The sequence below is a fragment of the Agrobacterium sp. InxBP2 genome (genome assembly GCF_026191755.1).
GTDB classification, from domain to species: domain Bacteria; phylum Pseudomonadota; class Alphaproteobacteria; order Rhizobiales; family Rhizobiaceae; genus Agrobacterium; species Agrobacterium pusense.
The window spans coordinates 1-16,110 of sequence record NZ_JAINDY010000029.1 but is presented as its reverse complement, the minus strand read 5'-3'; the positions used below and the strand labels follow the sequence as shown (position 1 = coordinate 16,110).

Here is a 16,110-nt window from a genome sequence, read left to right as displayed (position 1 = left end):
GTCGTGATCTTCAATGGACGTTAGGATTACGGCACCTTGGGTTTCTGAGACTTAGAGTAGCCGGTCTTAAAGGTGCCGTGTCTTGAACTCCCGGCGGCGGTTATTGAGCTCGACGAGCGGCAGTCATTACACCTCACGTTCGAATTTCTCATACAGGAAGTTCACCAGCGCGCGCACTCGAGCGATGCCTGCGCGCGCTGGTGGCATCAATATGTGCAAATCTGCTCCCGCGTGACTATAGCCTGGGACGACGACTTCGAGCTCACCTCTGGCAAGCGACTCTTGAACCATGAAGAGGGGCAGTACCACGATACCAAGTCCGCCGCGCGCCGCGGCAAGCATCATTTGACCGTTGTCTGTGCGGAATTGTGAGTTCACGCGGACTTGTTCCCATCCATCCGGACCTTGAAAACGCCAGCTGACCGTATCGAAGGAGTAGAGTATGGCGTTGTGCGCAGCCAGTTCAGCGGGCTTTGAGGGGCGCCCTCTGGCTTCCAGATAGGATGGACTGGCGACGACAGCCCAACGTACCTTTGCAAGTTTTCTCGTGATCAGCGCGGAATCGGGTATGCTTCCGATCCGTACGGCCAAATCATACGCCTCTGCGACAAGATCCGGCTGACGGTCTTCAAAGCGGACGTCGAAATGGATCCTTGGGTGGAGGAGGGCAAACTCTGCCAGCAGCGGAGCGAGACAGAACTCTCCGAAAGCGACGGGAACCGAAACTCTAACCTGACCAGATGCTTCGGTCGTCGACCTTACGACCATCTCCTGCGCTGATTCCAGTTCGGCCAACCCAGATGCTGCTCTTACATGGTACTCGCGGCCGACGTCTGTAAGGGTTGTTCCCTTCTGGGAACGTGTGAGGAGCGTTGCGCCTAGAAAATTCTCCAACCGACTGACCCGGCGGCTGACGATCGATTTAGCGATACCCAAACGGCTAGCCGCACCAGCGATACTCCCAGTTTCGACCACCCGAATGAAGGAGATCAAGTCCAAGATCTCGACAGACTCAGGTTCCGACATTAGCAACTCCCCCCTCAGGTAAGTGCGGCTACTGCAACATCGGGTGCGCGAAATTGTCAAGTCTCCACGTTCGGTGCTCACACTGACGTCCTACAGCGACCCCTGCAGGTCGAGCTGAATAAACGAAACGGGCAAGTTCCGTGCTTGGTAAAATTAGGTGTCCGCCGTCGCCCTGGAAACCGAGCAGTATGGCTGCAGCGGCTCATTGGAGCGTTGCCGCATCGACCTCACCTTGGCGGATCGCATAACGCTGCATAGGGTGCTGGCATCGTTCTTTTTTCCGCAACAATGGGTTTCGCTTTGGCAGCCTATTTTTCCCATGATCGGGGTCGCATGATTGAATTGATAGAAAAGCCAGGAGAGAAAATTGAACCTCCCAACGCATAATCCCGATAGCCGCAGTATGACGGTGCAACTTCTTGCAAAACGTCGGACACAGTATTTTCTGGGCAAAAACATCGCGTTCTCTGACAAAGAGATTGATGCAATTATTCGCGAGGCGGTTCGCCTGTCACCCTCAGCCTTTAATTCGCAAAGTTCGCGCGTTGTGATCCTGCACCGCGATGAAAATCAGAAACTCTGGAACATCGTGAAATCGGAGTTGAGTCATATCGTTGAAGGAGAGCCTAAGATGCACGCCTTCAGAAAAATCGACAGCTTCGCTGCTGGAGCAGGCGCAGTTCTTTTCTTCGAGGACCGAAATGTGGTCAGGATATTACAGGATCAGTGGCCTTTGTACGCTGATCACTTTCCAGATTGGTCCGAGCAAGCCTCCGGGATGGCGCAGCTTTCGGTCTGGATCGCGCTTGCCGGCGTGGGAATTGGAGCCAGTCTTCAGCACTACAACCCGCTGGTTGACGCAAAGATCAAAAGGCATTGGGACATACCGGAGACATGGCGGTTACGCGCGCAAATGCCGTTCGGCTCCAACGAGGCACCTTTTCCAGCAAAGACGACTATCGCCGATGGTGATCGCTTTCGAAGCTTCTTTCGCTAGACCTGCCGAAGAACGGCGATGCCTGATTATATAATGTATCTAGATGTTTAGGCAAATTGGACCGCAGTTTCAAGGTTCAAATGCCATCAAGAACAATACGATTTGAATTGCCACTCCAACAGACCTCCGCTCACTCTTCCCGATAGCTGGCCCGTTCCTATCAAGTTCCCGGAACGGAGGAAGTTGCGATCCGAATTAGACGCATGTCAACTACGACCTGAACGTATCGGCAATCCTGGAATTTGGTAGCGACTAGGAGGAAAAATATATTGAAAGGGGGAGTCCTTCTGACCTCCTTTCTCCGAGAGGCACAGCCGAGCGAGTTCGCCATTCGTACTTGTGAACGGACCGCGTCAGTGTGGCAAGACGACGTTGGCTCAACCCTGTTCCAGACAGATCGTCCGTATTTCAAGTTAGATAACGAAACGACCTTAGTATCAGCAAAGACCGATCCAGTCGGCTTCGTTCGTCAGATTAATACCGCCATCATAGACGAGGTGCAGCGGGCACCGGAGGCGTCGTATCGACGTATTTCTCGCGTTTTTGAGCCACATGCGCTGCGAAGCGTCGATGAGTTCGCTCAGTTCGTCCATCACCCACGGGTATTCGCGCACGATGTGCGCCTTGGACCCGATAAGATGCATGCCGCGCACGTAGCCGACTTCGTTGAAATAAGCGACTTCCGACGTCCGCTAACACGCCCCGCGGATCGTTCTATAGAATGCCAACCAGGACCAACACATGCCCGAATTGCGGTCGCGACGGGATATTCCCTTTCAGGATAGCGGCAGTGCATCTGGCATCCTCCCCGACTTTCTGTGACTTCAATCAGTGGTTCCGGACGCCGCCAGGAAACGCCATTGTTGTGAGAACCTGCTTTGGCGCAAAGCCGATTACTTCATGATGTCAATTTCGACAGAGAATTCGACGCCAGCTCCGTGTGCGACATGGATTGGCAGATCCAAGCCTGCGTCCCTTGCCTTGGAGCGCAGTCGACGGACCACTGCATCCAGACTTCGAGTTTCGGGGTTCAGATCCAGATAGCCCATTGCCGATGTTAAATCAGCCCTGGAAACGATACGACCACTCGCCTTTGCCAGGCAAAGGATCATCTTTGCCTCTCGAGAAGACAACTTTATCGCAATTCCTTGGGGAGAAAAGAGACGCCAGCTCGCGCAATCGATACGCCATATTGGTCGCGACGTATGAGCGGGCTCTCGGCTGTTCTCGATCCGCCTTATGCGATCCCTCAGATTTCTTACGGCATATACTAATTCGTCTCCGTCGACCGGCTTGGTGAAATATAGATTCGCTCCCTCCGCATACCCACGGATCCTGTCATCACGAAGAGTGCGAGCTGTCAGGATGATAACTCCAAGATCGGTCTTTTCAGTCAAAAAACGCGTCAGCTCAAAGCCGTTAGTGTCTGGCAGGTTTAAATCTACGATAGCAACATCGAATACACCTGCTTGAATAACTGATGCGAACTCTGAGCCGCTTCCAACTGAGGTGACAAAAAATCCGTTTAGCCGGAGAAAATCTGTAAGGCTCTGTCTCAGTTCGAAGTCATCCTCAACGAGAACAACACGAACGACCTGCCTCTCGCTTTCGGATTTTGCTTTCAAGTTCTCCGATGACTGGTCGAGGCCTTGCTTCCACAAATGATATAACTCCTTGATATTCTTATGGCCCGGAAGCGGGAAAACGCGCCAGTTGACATGTCCTAGTCGAATTTATCGAATACGGGCAGCACGATAGCTGCCTCAGTGCCCCCTTCGGCCCGGTTAGAAAGCATAAACTTACCATTGTGGGTCTCAACGGTACGCGCAACAAGCGATAATCCAACGCCCGTTCCTTCAATGTAACCGACATTCTCACCCCGGGCGCCGATTTTTACCAGTTCGTCCATATTTCCGTCTTTGAGGCCGATACCTTGGTCCGTCACACGCAGGAAGATTTTTTCGTCATGGCACGCCGCATTTAGCTCGACGGTAGATTTACCGGTCGGAACCGAGAACTTGACCGCATTCTCCAGGAGGTTAACCAACGCCAGCCGCAGCATATCCTTGTCAGCCAACACAAAGGTATCTTCGGAAACGTTGTCGACTGTAATGGTGATTTTAGCGCTTGGATTAAGGTCACGCGCGATAGATAACGCCGCGTCAATCAGCGAAGTCACCTTCGTTTTCGAGAAAGTCGGCTTGTAACTCGGACCTTGCAGCCTGCTTCGAGTTAAATTGACTTCAAGGACCTCGATAAGGCGCTTGACGCCGGCACTCGCTCTGTCCAGCCGCTCGCGATTGGCAACATCACTGTTTGGCAAGGTCAGACGAACGCTTTCAAGATTGGCCTTGATTACCCCGAGAGGTGTCCGATACTGGTGCGAAATCACTTCCATAAAGCGAACCTGTTGCTCCTGTGCCTTCGATTCGGCATCAAGTGCTGTTTCCGCCAGAAGCTTCGCTTTCTCTAGTTCGAGCGTGCGTTCTCGAACTAGATTTTTGGCCTTTTGTTCTGAGACGGTTGCTATCTCAAGGGCGCGACGATCAGCCTCCCTCGTCGCAGCCTCCGCATTTCGAAGCCGTACCGACAGTGAACCGGTCAACAGTGTGAAGTGCACGATGCTCGCGAGCGCATACGAACCGGCAAACCAGCTTGGCAATGGCAAGACACCGTATCGCTGACTGTTCGTTATGATCAACCCGAGCCAAAGTGCCGTAAAGGCCGAAAGGTTAAGCCCGTTTTGCCCGTCGCGCCGACGGACGAAATCAAGAATTGCTACGATCATAGCGGCTGTCGTTAGCAGCAGGATCACCGGCCCGGCAACGAGCGTGAAGTACCGGTTCACACCGATGAATACACAGACGACTCCGATAATCCCAACGATTGCGGCGCAACGAAAAAGAAAATTGATGCGTGGATACCGCTGACTGAGTTCCAAAATGGCGGCAATTGATATGGCGCCAAATGTGAGCCCGAACCATGATGAGCTGCTTGTAAGATAGTCGTTGCCAAGGCCGCCAGCGTCGAAGAACAGCAGACGCGCCAGACCCAGACTCCCAAAGTAAGTTGAGATCACCGCGAGGATATCCAAGGCGATGAAGAGATAAAATTTCTTGCGGTCGAAGTAGAAAAAGAAGAACTGGATAACGAGCAATATACACATGCCGCCAAACCACATGCCCCGAACGATGTTTTGAATAATCGACCTATATTCGTAATCGGACGTGGACAGCAGTTCTGCAGAAACATTCAGACTCGCATCCTGATTGCGCGCGCGGATGTAGATGATGGTGGTCTCGCCTGGATCCAACTCCAGAGGGAGTATATTTGCGGAGGTATTGAAGTGCACCTGCGATCGGGGGGAGTGGTCTCCCATTTCGTAGTGATTGAAGTCGTCTGCTGTCATGCCCTCTTTTTGAACGCCAACGTAGACTTCAAGCTCGTCCGTGAAATTTGGCATGAGGGACAGAAGCAGGTTCTGCGAGCCCTCCGCCTGCGGAGGTAGCGCGAGTGCAAAGCGCATCCATGCTGACGTCTGCACGAAACCCAGATTGATGTCGTGTCGGGCAATTGGCGAAAAGAGAAAGGGCCGCTTGAGTACGTCCGGCAATGTTACGGTTTCGTCCTTAAATAGGGCGACACCGATGAAGCCGTCCAGAGAAAGTGACCGTTGCGCGTCCGGTGGCACAGTCAGAACCCGCATATCGGCAGCGTCGCTATCTGCGCTGGCGGTAGCCGTTACCAAAAATAGCGCGAGCACTAATGTAAAACAGGTCCTTAGTATCGACATCATCCAATCATGGAGCAAGAAAAGCCTGTGCTTTCAGCGGGCAGCCGGTAACTCATTCTTCCTCTGCTGATCAAGCCTGCCCTTGCCTTGCCGGCCTGGCCGCTCGCTCGAACGTAACCCATGCTGATACCTGATTCTGCGTGCCGGACGCGCTCTGCGTTGCATTAGCGGCCCGATGTTACCGGCAAAGCACAACTATCGTTCCAATCCGTACCAATCCGTTTCGATTGCGCTCTTTCGAAACCTGGCGAACCAATTTAACGCGTGTGGAACCAGGCGATCTTGTTCCCACCATACAGAACCGGCGGACACACTCAGAAATGAATGGCACCAGTGCAACTTACCTTTCCGCAAAAACGTCATTCGTTTTGAATTTCATGAAGGTTGGGGTTTCGGCGATTGTTCTCGCCGCTTTTTTTATGGCCGGTATTGCGGCAATAACCACTCCCGCATTTGCGCTCTCAGCTGCCTGCACGACGCTCAACAGCAATAGCGGAACAACGAGCTATTCTGCGAATTTTCCTGCATCCGATTTTGCAGCAGGTGAGACGATTACCGTATCCTTCACCGACAATGGCACCGATCCGAAAACTGTTCCAGAATTCAACTCCGGTCAGATCAGATTAAACAATCGCGACAGCAGTACCGTTTTCTATAAATACTCCACTTATTCGGGGTCCGCTGGCCCACATTCTGGAAGCCATAATACCCTCAGTACAGATGGCCTCGGCATCATTGTTGACGCAAAAGGTCATCTGAGCGGCGTTACGATCGTTTGCTCTGCTGCTGTAGCTGAACCCACAATCAACGCAATTGTGCCGAGCACTGGCATAACGACGGGTGGGACTTCCGTTACCATCACAGGTACGAACCTGACAGGTGCGACGGGCGTCAGCATCGGCGGCGTGGCCGCAACCAACGTCTCAGTCCTTTCATCGACCAAAATCACAGCAACGACACCAGCTCATGTTGCAGGTCCGTCTAATGTCGCCGTGACCACGCCGGGCGGTACAGTCGTTATGGTCAACAGCTTCACCTATGTCGCCGCAAATCCGCCGGTCGCCAACGCGGTTTCCAAAAGCGTCGTTGTGGATTCTTCCGACAACATGATTGCACTGGATGTGACAGGGGGGCCAGCGACTTCGGTCGCTGTCACGACGCAGGCGAGCCATGGCTCCGCAACCGCGTCGGGACTGTCGATAACCTATACACCCGCGGCCGGATACTTGGGCCCCGATAGCTTTACCTATACCGCCAGCAATATTGATGGCACATCGGCTGAGGCAATTGTCACCATAATGGTTGTCGCGGCAGCACCGACCCTTACCGGCATTACGCCAAATACCGGGACCACGGCGGGCGGCACCGCCGTTACCATCACAGGCACACACCTTTCCGGGACGACGCGAGTGAGTGTCGGTGGCGTGGCGGCAACCGATGTTACAGTCGTTTCATCGACCACGATCACGGCAAAGACACCGCCGCATGCGGCAGGTCCGTCCAATGTCACTGTCAGTACACCTGGTGGTGATGATATTCTGGTCAACAGCTTCACCTATCTCGCCGAGCCAATCGCCATTTCGCCGGCGAGCGGAGCTTTAGCAGAGGCGACGAAGGGCACTGCCTACAATCAAACTCTTTCCTTAATGGGTGGAATGGCGCCGTTCCACTTCGAAACATCAGGGTCGGTGCCGGCAGGCCTCACCGTCAACCCAGCGACGGGGACCATTTCCGGAACGCCAACGGCGACGGGAACCTATGAATTTTCGGTTACAGTCGTTGACGCGAACAATCACATCGGTTCAGCCAGCTATGTACTGACAGTTGTTGCTTCGCAGACCAGTTTCGTGTTCACGCCACCTGCCGGCGCCTTGAAAGACGCCATGGCCGGTGAAGAATACAGCCAGCCTGTCAGCACAACGGGCGGCAACGGCGCTCTTCTTTATAGCCTGGTCGCTGGTGCACTTCCTGATGGTATGACGCTCAACCTTTCGACCGGTGAACTGACAGGCCCATTGGATGCGAATGCCGAAGCGAAAAGTTACGCCATTACCATTCAGGTACGGGATGGCAGCGGAGCCACCGGAATGGCGAGCTACACAATGGAAGTTAAGGCGCGTGCCGTAACCGTTGTTGATAAGGTCGTCACAGTCGAGGCCGGTTCTTCGCCTGCGGATGTGTATCTTAACCGTGGCGCCACCGGCGGCCCGTTCGTGCAAGCCGACTTGACCTTCGTAGAGCCGCCAAATGCCGGCACTGCGGCCATTATCCAGGGGCAACTCGCACAGAGCGGTCCCGTAACGACACCGATAGGATGGTATCTTCAGTTCACACCGAACCCGGCCTATAAAGGGCAGGTTCGTGTAGGGTTCAGGCTGACAAGTGCTCTCGGCGTCTCCAACACCGGCACAGTGACCTACAACATCGCCTATGATACAGAGCAGGTCGCATCCGACACCGATCGGTTGGTGCGCAGTTTCGTCCAAAGTCGCCAGAGCATGATCTCCTCCATGATCCATGTTCCAGGTCTTCTGGAGCGGCGGCGGATGGCCGAGGCCACCGATCCCGTTACTGCACGCCTGACACCGTCCGAAAACGGCATGACGGCCCACTTCTCCACCAGTCTTGTCCAGATTGAATCGGCACGAAACAGCGCGGATGGCATTGCCGGCAGTTACTCCTCTGCCTTCAATATCTGGATCGACGGCTCCGTCCTTGCCCACAATGACAACGATATCAACGGCGGCAAATGGGGAAGCTTCGCCATGATCAATATAGGCGCCGACTATCTGCTGAGCGAAAAGGCGCTGCTCGGCCTCTCCTTCCATTACGACCACATGACCAGCCCGACCGATGAAGACGCACAATTGAAGGGGAATGGCTGGCTGGCCGGTCCTTATGCGTCTTTCGAAATCGGCAAGGGCTTGTTCTGGAACGGCAGCCTGCTCTATGGCGGATCGTCCAACGATATCGATACACTGTTCTGGGACGGGTCGTTCGAGACGAAGCGCTGGATGGCGGATACCTCGATCGAAGGCGAGTGGGATCTCGGAAACGCTACAACGCTGACGCCGAGGCTCCGAGCAGTGTATTTCACAGAAAAGGTCGAGGACTACACTATCGGAAACGCCGCAGGCGACACCATTACCATCGACGGACTCGATGCGAAGCAGTTCCGGATCAGCATTGGCTCCGAGATCGCTCGCTCCTTCACGCTCGAAAGCGGCGCAACGCTCAAACCAAGCTTCGCAGTAACGGGAGGTTTTGCAGCTCTCGATGGATCGGGCGCTTTCGGCACGGCGAAAGCCGGCCTGTCATTGCAAACGGAAGAGTTGTGGACACTCGATGCAAGCCTGCTCTTCAACATCGAAGGTGAGGGTCAGAAATCCGTCGGAGCGAGGGTTGCTGCTGGAAGACAATTTTGACCGACACGAACTTTTAAACCCAAGGCCGTTTCGATATCATGTCAGGGGCACATTCCAATGTCGGGGCGAAGACGTGGAAAGAGACAACGATACAACCATCGAAACTTCGTTATGCGGCGTTGGGGGGAACTTTGACGGTTACAGTCACGAACCATCCGTCTAAGGGAAAGTCCTCCACAAATCGAGCATCGAGGGTTCGTTGAGTCAGCTCCGCGAACATCGTTCAGTAGCTGATGTCGATCTCTTTCAGCGCACAGCTTCCTTTTCGCGCTCGGTGATGCAGTTATAAGGATCTGCCAAAAACATATGACGGCGTGCCCGCGTGTTAAGGTTATAAGTGTTTGACAGAAACCCGTAGCGCCCGAGAACCGCGAACCCGCAAAAGATGTGCGTTTTGGCGGTCGCCGGCACGCCCACGGAGGCACTGACAGCGCTTCTTGGTCACGGACGCGCCGATCAACAGTGGAAGAGCAGCTCGCCAAGTTGAGGCCGCGAACCCGATCAAAGCTGCCATCACGGGCGCAACATGAACACCGGAAACCCCCAAAACTAACCTGACAAATGTCACAACTCGTGGTGGTTGCGTTTAGTAAGCTTTCAATTAAATTCGAAAATACTCGATTTCTCCGCACTGTCTACAATAGACGCGGCGAGAGATTGATCTGCGAGGCTAATGTGGCGGCTGTAAACCTATCATGCACACTTTGATCGGTTGGCAAATCATACACGGGGGCGTTGATGTGTGATATCCGACACGACACCGAGCAATTGTCCTTTTCATCGCGCCGCGAAGGTCTTTCGAAACTAAGCTTACCTTTGACCGCACTGGCTCTGACGTTGCCTTTCTCGGCTACGGCGCTTGCCGATTGCTCGCCGCTCTTGCCTTCGCCCGGCGATACCGTCGTCTGTAACGGCAACCCCGCCGGTTTCACAACGGCCGGGCTCGGCGCGCTGAATGTACAGATCGAGCAGGGTACCAACCTCAACGGGCCATTTACTGCCACTGCCATGGGCGCGTTAGCTGTAAACTCCTCAGGCAATCTGCAAAGCGTTGCCATTACCGATGCAAACAGCCTTATGTTCGACAATCGTGGCACCATCAATGGCGGACTGGTGGTGAATGGCAGCGGTAATTACACCGTCCATAATTTCGCCAACTCCTTCATCAACTCCGCTTTCAGCTTCACCGGTAACAGTGTCAATATCGTCACCAATGACGGCACGCTGAACAATGGCATCACCGTGAACGGCGATGGGCGGACAACCGTCACCAATAATGCGGGCGCATCGCTCAACAGCGGTATCTTTGTGACCGGCGCAAGTCAGACTTACGTCCAGAACTACGGCACGATCCAAAGCACTATTGCACTGGGAACGGGTGACGACACCATCATCAATTACGATCCAGGTCAGATCAATGGCAGCGTGTCGCAAGGCTTCGGCGAGGATGTCTTCGACATGCGTGGCGGACGTGTCAGCGCAACCGTCAATCAGGATGACGGCAACGACCGTTTCCTGCTCTACGGCGGCGAGGTGACGGGATCACTGGGGGCAGGTTCCGGTACTGACAGCATGTACTGGAGTGGCGGCCTGATCGGTGGCATCGACATGGGGACCGATGACGACACAGCCTATTTTGCCGGGCTCACGGATACCAATCTCAGGGGCATCCAGATTGACGGCGGCTTTGGTAACGATGTCCTGACTTGGTCCAACACCGTGGGCAGCAACCCCGGCCGTTTGATAAACTGGGAAAGGATCGAGCTGACGAACGGATCCCAGCTGACGATGAACAACAATCTGACGTTGGGCGACACGGGAACGCTGGCAGGCGGCTTGGTCATCGATGGCTCAAGCTATCTGAGGGCCGGCAGCGGGACCTGGAGCATATCGCCGGCGGTTAGCGGCAATCTAGCACAGGTCCAGAACTTCGGTGTCATCGATCTGACAAGTGGCTCGAATTCGACCTCGGACAGTCTTTCCGTCATTGGCAACTATCGCGGCTTCGGCGGGCAGCTCTGGATCAATACGGTGCTGGCGAGCGATGACGCACCCTCCGACAAGCTGGTGATTTCGAGCGGAACGACAAGCGGAGCCACGGGTCTTGTCGTCACCAATGTCGGTGGCAGCGGTGCCGAAACCAATCAAAATGGTATCCTCGTTGTCGAGGCGATAAATGGCGGAACAACCGGCGCAGGTACCTTCAATCTTGCCCGACGCGTTTCAGCCGGTGTTTATGAATACCAGCTGGTCCGAGGCGGCGTGACAGCCGGAACCGATAATAACTGGTATCTGCGAAACAATTTCCTGGGCATCGACGCAAGCAACCCGGATCTTCCGGAATGGTTGTTGCCTGGGGGCGGCGACGAAAATGGCGAAGAAGCTGACGGTGGCAACGGCGGTTCCGGCGGCAGTGGAAGCGGCGGTTCTGGCGGTGGCGGCGGAGGCGCGGGAAGTGGTAGCGGCGACGGTGACAGCGTCACCTTGATCCGCCCCGAAGTGCCAATCTTGGGCGCGACGCCAACGGTCGTTCGTGGTCTCTTGCGTGTTGCGCTCGGCACGTTCCATGAACGCCATGGCGAACAGTCCTGGTTCAGCGATGAGGCAGGCAGGGACATTGTATGGACCCGGTTTTTCGGCGACCATTATCGTCAGGACCTCAGTTCATTTGCCGACCAGCGCTATAATGGTAAACACTGGGGCCTGCAGTTTGGCGTCCCGGTCTACCGCGCCGAGCATGAGGATGGGCAGCTGGACACAGTTGGCCTTATGGCTGGTTATGCGCGCGGTTGGGGCGACATGCGCGCGCGCAATATCTACAATCGCGTGATCGAAATCGGCGATATCGATGTCGATTCCTATAATCTGGGTGCCTACTGGACGCATACCTGGGAAGACGAGTCTTATGTCGATGCCGTCCTGATGCACTCTTGGCTGAACATCGATACGAAATCCGTGGCGGGCTACAGCGCCAACTTCCACGGGCGGGAATGGACAGCGTCGCTGGAGACCGGCAAGAAGTTCGGCGTTTCGGAAAACTGGGTGATCGAGCCGCAAGCGCAAATTTACTGGCAATATCAAAACTTCAACGACGCCAACGATCCGGGTGGTCGTATCGCCTATGACAATAACAGTTCCTGGACGGGCCGGATCGGCATGCGCCTCGAAGGCGCCTACACGATTAACGAGCGCCCCTTTAACCCGTTTTTACTGGCGAATGTCTGGCACCAGTTCAAGGCGACGGATACGATCCGGTTCAATGAGACGACTCTTCGCCCATCTTGGGAGGAAACAAGCCTGGAACTCGGCCTTGGCTTTACGTCGAAAGTATCAGAAAACACGTCCGTTTACGCCAATGCCTCATACGAGTTTAATCTGGGAGGCGAAGACTTCCGTGCATTCTCGGGACGGGTAGGAGCACGTATCGTCTGGTAGTTAAAGAAACTGATATGATTTGGTTGCGGCCGACAACGAAGTCCGCGACGTCGCTGTTCTTCCCGCAATGTGACACAAACCTGCCTCCGTCCGATTTACTGTTCGAATAATTAGGCCTCCATTATCCTGCAGCTTCGACCAAGGCGAACGATGATATTCAGTCAGGGTGAAAATGTCAGGCCGACTATGCCTCACTATCTTGCTCGAATTAAGTGACCGTAACCTTTTCCATTTTCATTTGGGGCGGCCGACGCTTTGGCCCTTCCGATGCAACTGTAGAGCTGTGCACAGTCGGGACAACTGTCGTGGCGTTGATCGCCGGTCTGGTTGGCCGGCTCCATTACATTCTTGGCAAAACACGCTTCATAGCGACCGATAGGGTATCTCCGACAGACTTAAACTGATCTCGCTAAAAGCTCTTACGGCTATAGCGGCAGCTTGAAGGTTGCGTTCTCTTTGTGAGCTCGGCCCTACGACTATGCTGTCGATTCCGATATTGCTACCACGCTCCCCTTTGGGGTCGAGGTCAAGCGAGACTTCAAAGTAGGGGACGAGCATCGTCGCCGTGCATCGCACTTTTACAGAAGGATGATCCAGCGGGACGAATTTTGAGACAAGGCGCCACTCGTTCTCTTCACGAAACGACGGGTCCTTGAAGGCGCAGGCGAGTTGCTGGTAACGCGTGACCAGTTCGTGGGCCGATTGATCGACGTCATGATCTGACAACACCACTTTTACTCGGATGGCCGCCAGCCAATTGGCAACGAACTCTTTAGCGAGTAGAGCTTTTTGCGATTGTTCGTAGATGCAGCGTATGAGCCGAAATTCTGCCCTTGCAGCGATTTTCTGCAAGTCGCTGACCACAAAACCAAGGCATATCCCGCCGCCGCCGCTATAGCCTCGCCATTGGCTGAGCAGGTCATCGTCTTCGGCAAATGAAACCGTATAGACAAATCTTTGTCGGTATATTTCCACAAGCCCGATAGCCCGAAGAAGGACGACTTTTTCGGTGGGGTCTGCGTGGCCCGCTTCCGAGGCAAGTTCTTCGGTCAAATAGCGGAGACCGTAGGAAAATTCTTCCGAGTCATTAAGATAGTGAACGGGGAATGACGGCGTGAAATTCCAGCTCCAAAGCGTCATTCATTTGCATTACTGGCCCCAGGATGTGACGCCGATGCATCACGGCGCGTGGACCCGGCATGCTCTGGAAAGCTCCTCGATTCCGGATCTGCCCAGAAAGTTGGGAGACAGGTTAGATTAGTCGTAGACAGGCTCCAACCCAACTGAGGACGTTCAGTTGCCGAGATCCCGGGTCGAGCTCGACAAGCTGCGTCACTCATACCGCACCTTTCATGGCGGCATCGCTTGCCAGTTCGATTTTTCCATTCTCCTCGCCATCCCAGAACTCGATCGTGCGTGCCGACACCTTGATCAGAACTATACGTGGTGTGTCGGCGCCCTGCGGAAACCACCTGTCCAGTCCACTAGTCCAATGGGCGTCGAACTCGGGCCTGTCTCTGATCAGGCTCGCCTGACCGTTGACAGAAACAAATATTCCCGGTTTGCCAAGAATACCGGGTGGAGCAGTGAAAGTCAGTGTAACCGATGAGTCTTTGACTATCTCCTGGACTTTCTTCGTGTCTTCATAGGAGAAGAACCATGAGTCACCATCATATTCCACATCGCCGTTGTTGCTCATTGGTCGACTATTGATCTGCCCGGCGGGATCGTGTGTGTTGAACATGCAGAAGTCGATCTTGCTGAGTTTTCTGGAGAGCTCGCTTATCTTCATTGGTCAATCCTTTTCTTACATCACGAATTCAACCATTTTTGAGGTCTGAGGTTCCGCCGGTCGCAGCGCATGACCGTGATACGTGAGAAATACGGGCTGTTCGCGAGGGACTGCTCGCCTTCGGGAAGCCAAGGCTTCCATATCTCGACCGTGAGCGAAGCATTGTTCACTGACGAAAATTTCGGCCAGGCTGATAATTTTTGAAGCGCGAAGGCGATCGTTAGCGGCAGGTTTATATAATGAGTGCCAGACAGACGCCTGTTAAAAGGAAAGTCTTGTCATATAGCGGTTGACCCGTGGGGGAGGCAGCTGTGATGATCACGTTTGTGGGTGATGATGGAAAAACTGTGCAGGCGAAGAGAAGGTGAAGACTGCCACGGGCTCTGAGGGATCACCTGAGCGCATGGCGCTGGTTGCCCTGTCAAAGGCCTCAGCGAGGGCCGTTCGTGTCGAAACCGACAATACGCCTATAGCCCTTGCCATAAAACACTCGATACTCGAACAGGTGCGAACCCAGTCATCTTGCAAGTTATATTCTGCGAACGGATGAGGACCAGAACGTATTGTCTCAATTATTGTCCGACCTAGAACGACGCGCCTCGTGCTTTAACGAGGAAGTCCCGACCATAATTCTGGCCGCCCCCTCATAAAGCGGGAGTCCGAGCGAGTAGCCGCGTAGAGGGATAACGCACATTCGGAACGGGAAAATACCTCACACCAACGATTTTTTGTTCCCGTTCATCCCCGCCCCGTGTGCCTCACTTATACTGCCCTTGTTGTGTGAAGAGCCGGAAGACGTTCCGGTTTTGAAACGGAGCCAGCGCCGGTTGTGAGAGAAAGGCGTCACTCTCATATTTCGGGTGCTGACAGAGATTACCGTCTGGCAGTGACCGGAGGAGAGATGGAATCTGGTTTGTGGTGGGCCTTTCTATTTCTCCGAAACGCATTGGCTGAAGGATAAGCTCTGGCAGGCATAAACCGCTGAAGCGGGGCACTGATAAGTGTCTTTATTTTCCACAGGCGGCAATTTTCAGTGCCCCGTTGCAATGCCCATCGAGCTGAAAGGCTGATGGGGAAAAGAGATGAAGTTCACAACACGGTCGCAGCTGCGTCGCGTGATAGGAAAGGTGTGTTCAAATGGTTCTCTATGAAATGTACGTCCTTGCAACTCGCGCAGATACTGCCCTGATGAGGAGGAGGCTGGCACGATCTCTCTATGCCAGGGCAAAGCTTCTAAATCGGAATCTCAAGAAGCAATATTTACGCGACCAGAAGGGGAGCTTTGAGTCGATGGCCGATAGCAAGAGGGCAGGCCAGTTGCGATCTGGGCGACCTCCATAAACATATATTTATATAATAACCAACATAAAACATATAAAATATGCGCTGGTGGATTGTATATTTTTGACTGAAAGCGGATGAGAATCTGCGAGCAAGACTGATTTTATGGACCTGCGATTTGCGGATTGCGGGCCAATTACGCGCAAATATATGAATTTTATGTTGAATTTGCTGATATGAAAGGAGAATTATTATGCGTAGAAACTATATGAGCGAGATGGATTTGATTGGGATGGAGTTCAGATTTGAGTGGCGATCGATCGTAATAACAATATCATGATATTGTTATTACGATCGATCG

The 16,110-nt window shown here is 53.9% G+C and carries 8 protein-coding genes and 1 pseudogene; 3 read left to right on the top strand and 6 right to left on the bottom strand.

Annotated elements, in window-relative coordinates:
- Window positions 1-126: 126 nt before the first annotated feature.
- Window positions 127-1,026, bottom strand: a complete 900-nt coding sequence (locus K7A42_RS12675; protein ID WP_112416852.1) for a LysR family transcriptional regulator — start codon at window positions 1,024-1,026, stop codon at window positions 127-129.
- A 403-nt stretch (window positions 1,027-1,429) separates the two neighbouring features.
- On the opposite strand from K7A42_RS12675, the gene K7A42_RS12670 reads away from it, so the two are divergent.
- Window positions 1,430-2,023: a nitroreductase family protein gene (locus K7A42_RS12670; protein ID WP_112416851.1), complete on the top strand. Its 594-nt coding sequence runs from the start codon at window positions 1,430-1,432 to the stop codon at window positions 2,021-2,023.
- Window positions 2,024-2,536: 513 nt separating this feature from the next.
- On the opposite strand, the pseudogene K7A42_RS12665 reads toward K7A42_RS12670, so the two are convergent.
- The 3 genes and pseudogenes from K7A42_RS12665 to K7A42_RS12655 form a co-directional block, all read right to left on the bottom strand.
- A pseudogene (locus K7A42_RS12665) lies at window positions 2,537-2,715 on the bottom strand (nitrate ABC transporter substrate-binding protein); the annotation flags it as partial.
- Window positions 2,716-2,916: 201 nt separating this feature from the next.
- Window positions 2,917-3,684, bottom strand: coding sequence for a response regulator transcription factor (locus K7A42_RS12660; protein WP_153775674.1), 768 nt, complete (start codon window positions 3,682-3,684; stop codon window positions 2,917-2,919).
- Between the two features lie 62 nt (window positions 3,685-3,746).
- Entirely contained in the window at window positions 3,747-5,816 is a 2,070-nt protein-coding gene (locus tag K7A42_RS12655; protein WP_282455318.1) for a sensor histidine kinase, read from the bottom strand.
- A gap of 140 nt (window positions 5,817-5,956) precedes the next feature.
- Between K7A42_RS12655 and K7A42_RS12650 the strand changes: the two genes are divergently transcribed.
- Together K7A42_RS12650 and K7A42_RS12645 are read left to right on the top strand one after the other, a co-directional pair.
- Window positions 5,957-9,241 carry an IPT/TIG domain-containing protein gene (locus K7A42_RS12650; RefSeq protein ID WP_282455317.1) on the top strand — a complete coding sequence of 1,095 codons (3,285 nt, stop codon included), beginning with the start codon at window positions 5,957-5,959 and terminating at the stop codon, window positions 9,239-9,241.
- Window positions 9,242-9,979: 738 nt separating this feature from the next.
- Window positions 9,980-12,676 (top strand): autotransporter outer membrane beta-barrel domain-containing protein, encoded by a 2,697-nt coding sequence (locus K7A42_RS12645; RefSeq protein WP_153775671.1) that lies wholly within the window; start codon window positions 9,980-9,982, stop codon window positions 12,674-12,676.
- 363 nt (window positions 12,677-13,039) lie between these two features.
- Here K7A42_RS12645 and K7A42_RS12640 read toward each other — a convergent pair whose 3' ends face one another.
- On the bottom strand, window positions 13,040-13,816 hold the full coding sequence (locus K7A42_RS12640) for a DUF2971 domain-containing protein (RefSeq protein ID WP_282455316.1): 777 nt from the start codon (window positions 13,814-13,816) through the stop codon (window positions 13,040-13,042).
- A 196-nt stretch (window positions 13,817-14,012) separates the two neighbouring features.
- Window positions 14,013-14,468, bottom strand: a complete 456-nt coding sequence (locus K7A42_RS12635) for a pyridoxamine 5'-phosphate oxidase family protein (protein ID WP_107341176.1) — start codon at window positions 14,466-14,468, stop codon at window positions 14,013-14,015.
- Between the last annotated feature and the right edge of the window lie 1,642 nt (window positions 14,469-16,110).

Coding starts and splice junctions, on each gene's coding strand:
- K7A42_RS12675 (WP_112416852.1), bottom strand. CDS start 1,026: ATGTCGGAACCTGAGTCTGTCGAGATCTTGGACTTGATCTCCTTCATT.
- K7A42_RS12670 (WP_112416851.1), top strand. CDS start 1,430: ATGACGGTGCAACTTCTTGCAAAACGTCGGACACAGTATTTTCTGGGC.
- K7A42_RS12655 (WP_282455318.1), bottom strand. CDS start 5,816: ATGTCGATACTAAGGACCTGTTTTACATTAGTGCTCGCGCTATTTTTG.
- K7A42_RS12645 (WP_153775671.1), top strand. CDS start 9,980: ATGTGTGATATCCGACACGACACCGAGCAATTGTCCTTTTCATCGCGC.
- K7A42_RS12640 (WP_282455316.1), bottom strand. CDS start 13,816: ATGACGCTTTGGAGCTGGAATTTCACGCCGTCATTCCCCGTTCACTAT.
- K7A42_RS12635 (WP_107341176.1), bottom strand. CDS start 14,468: ATGAAGATAAGCGAGCTCTCCAGAAAACTCAGCAAGATCGACTTCTGC.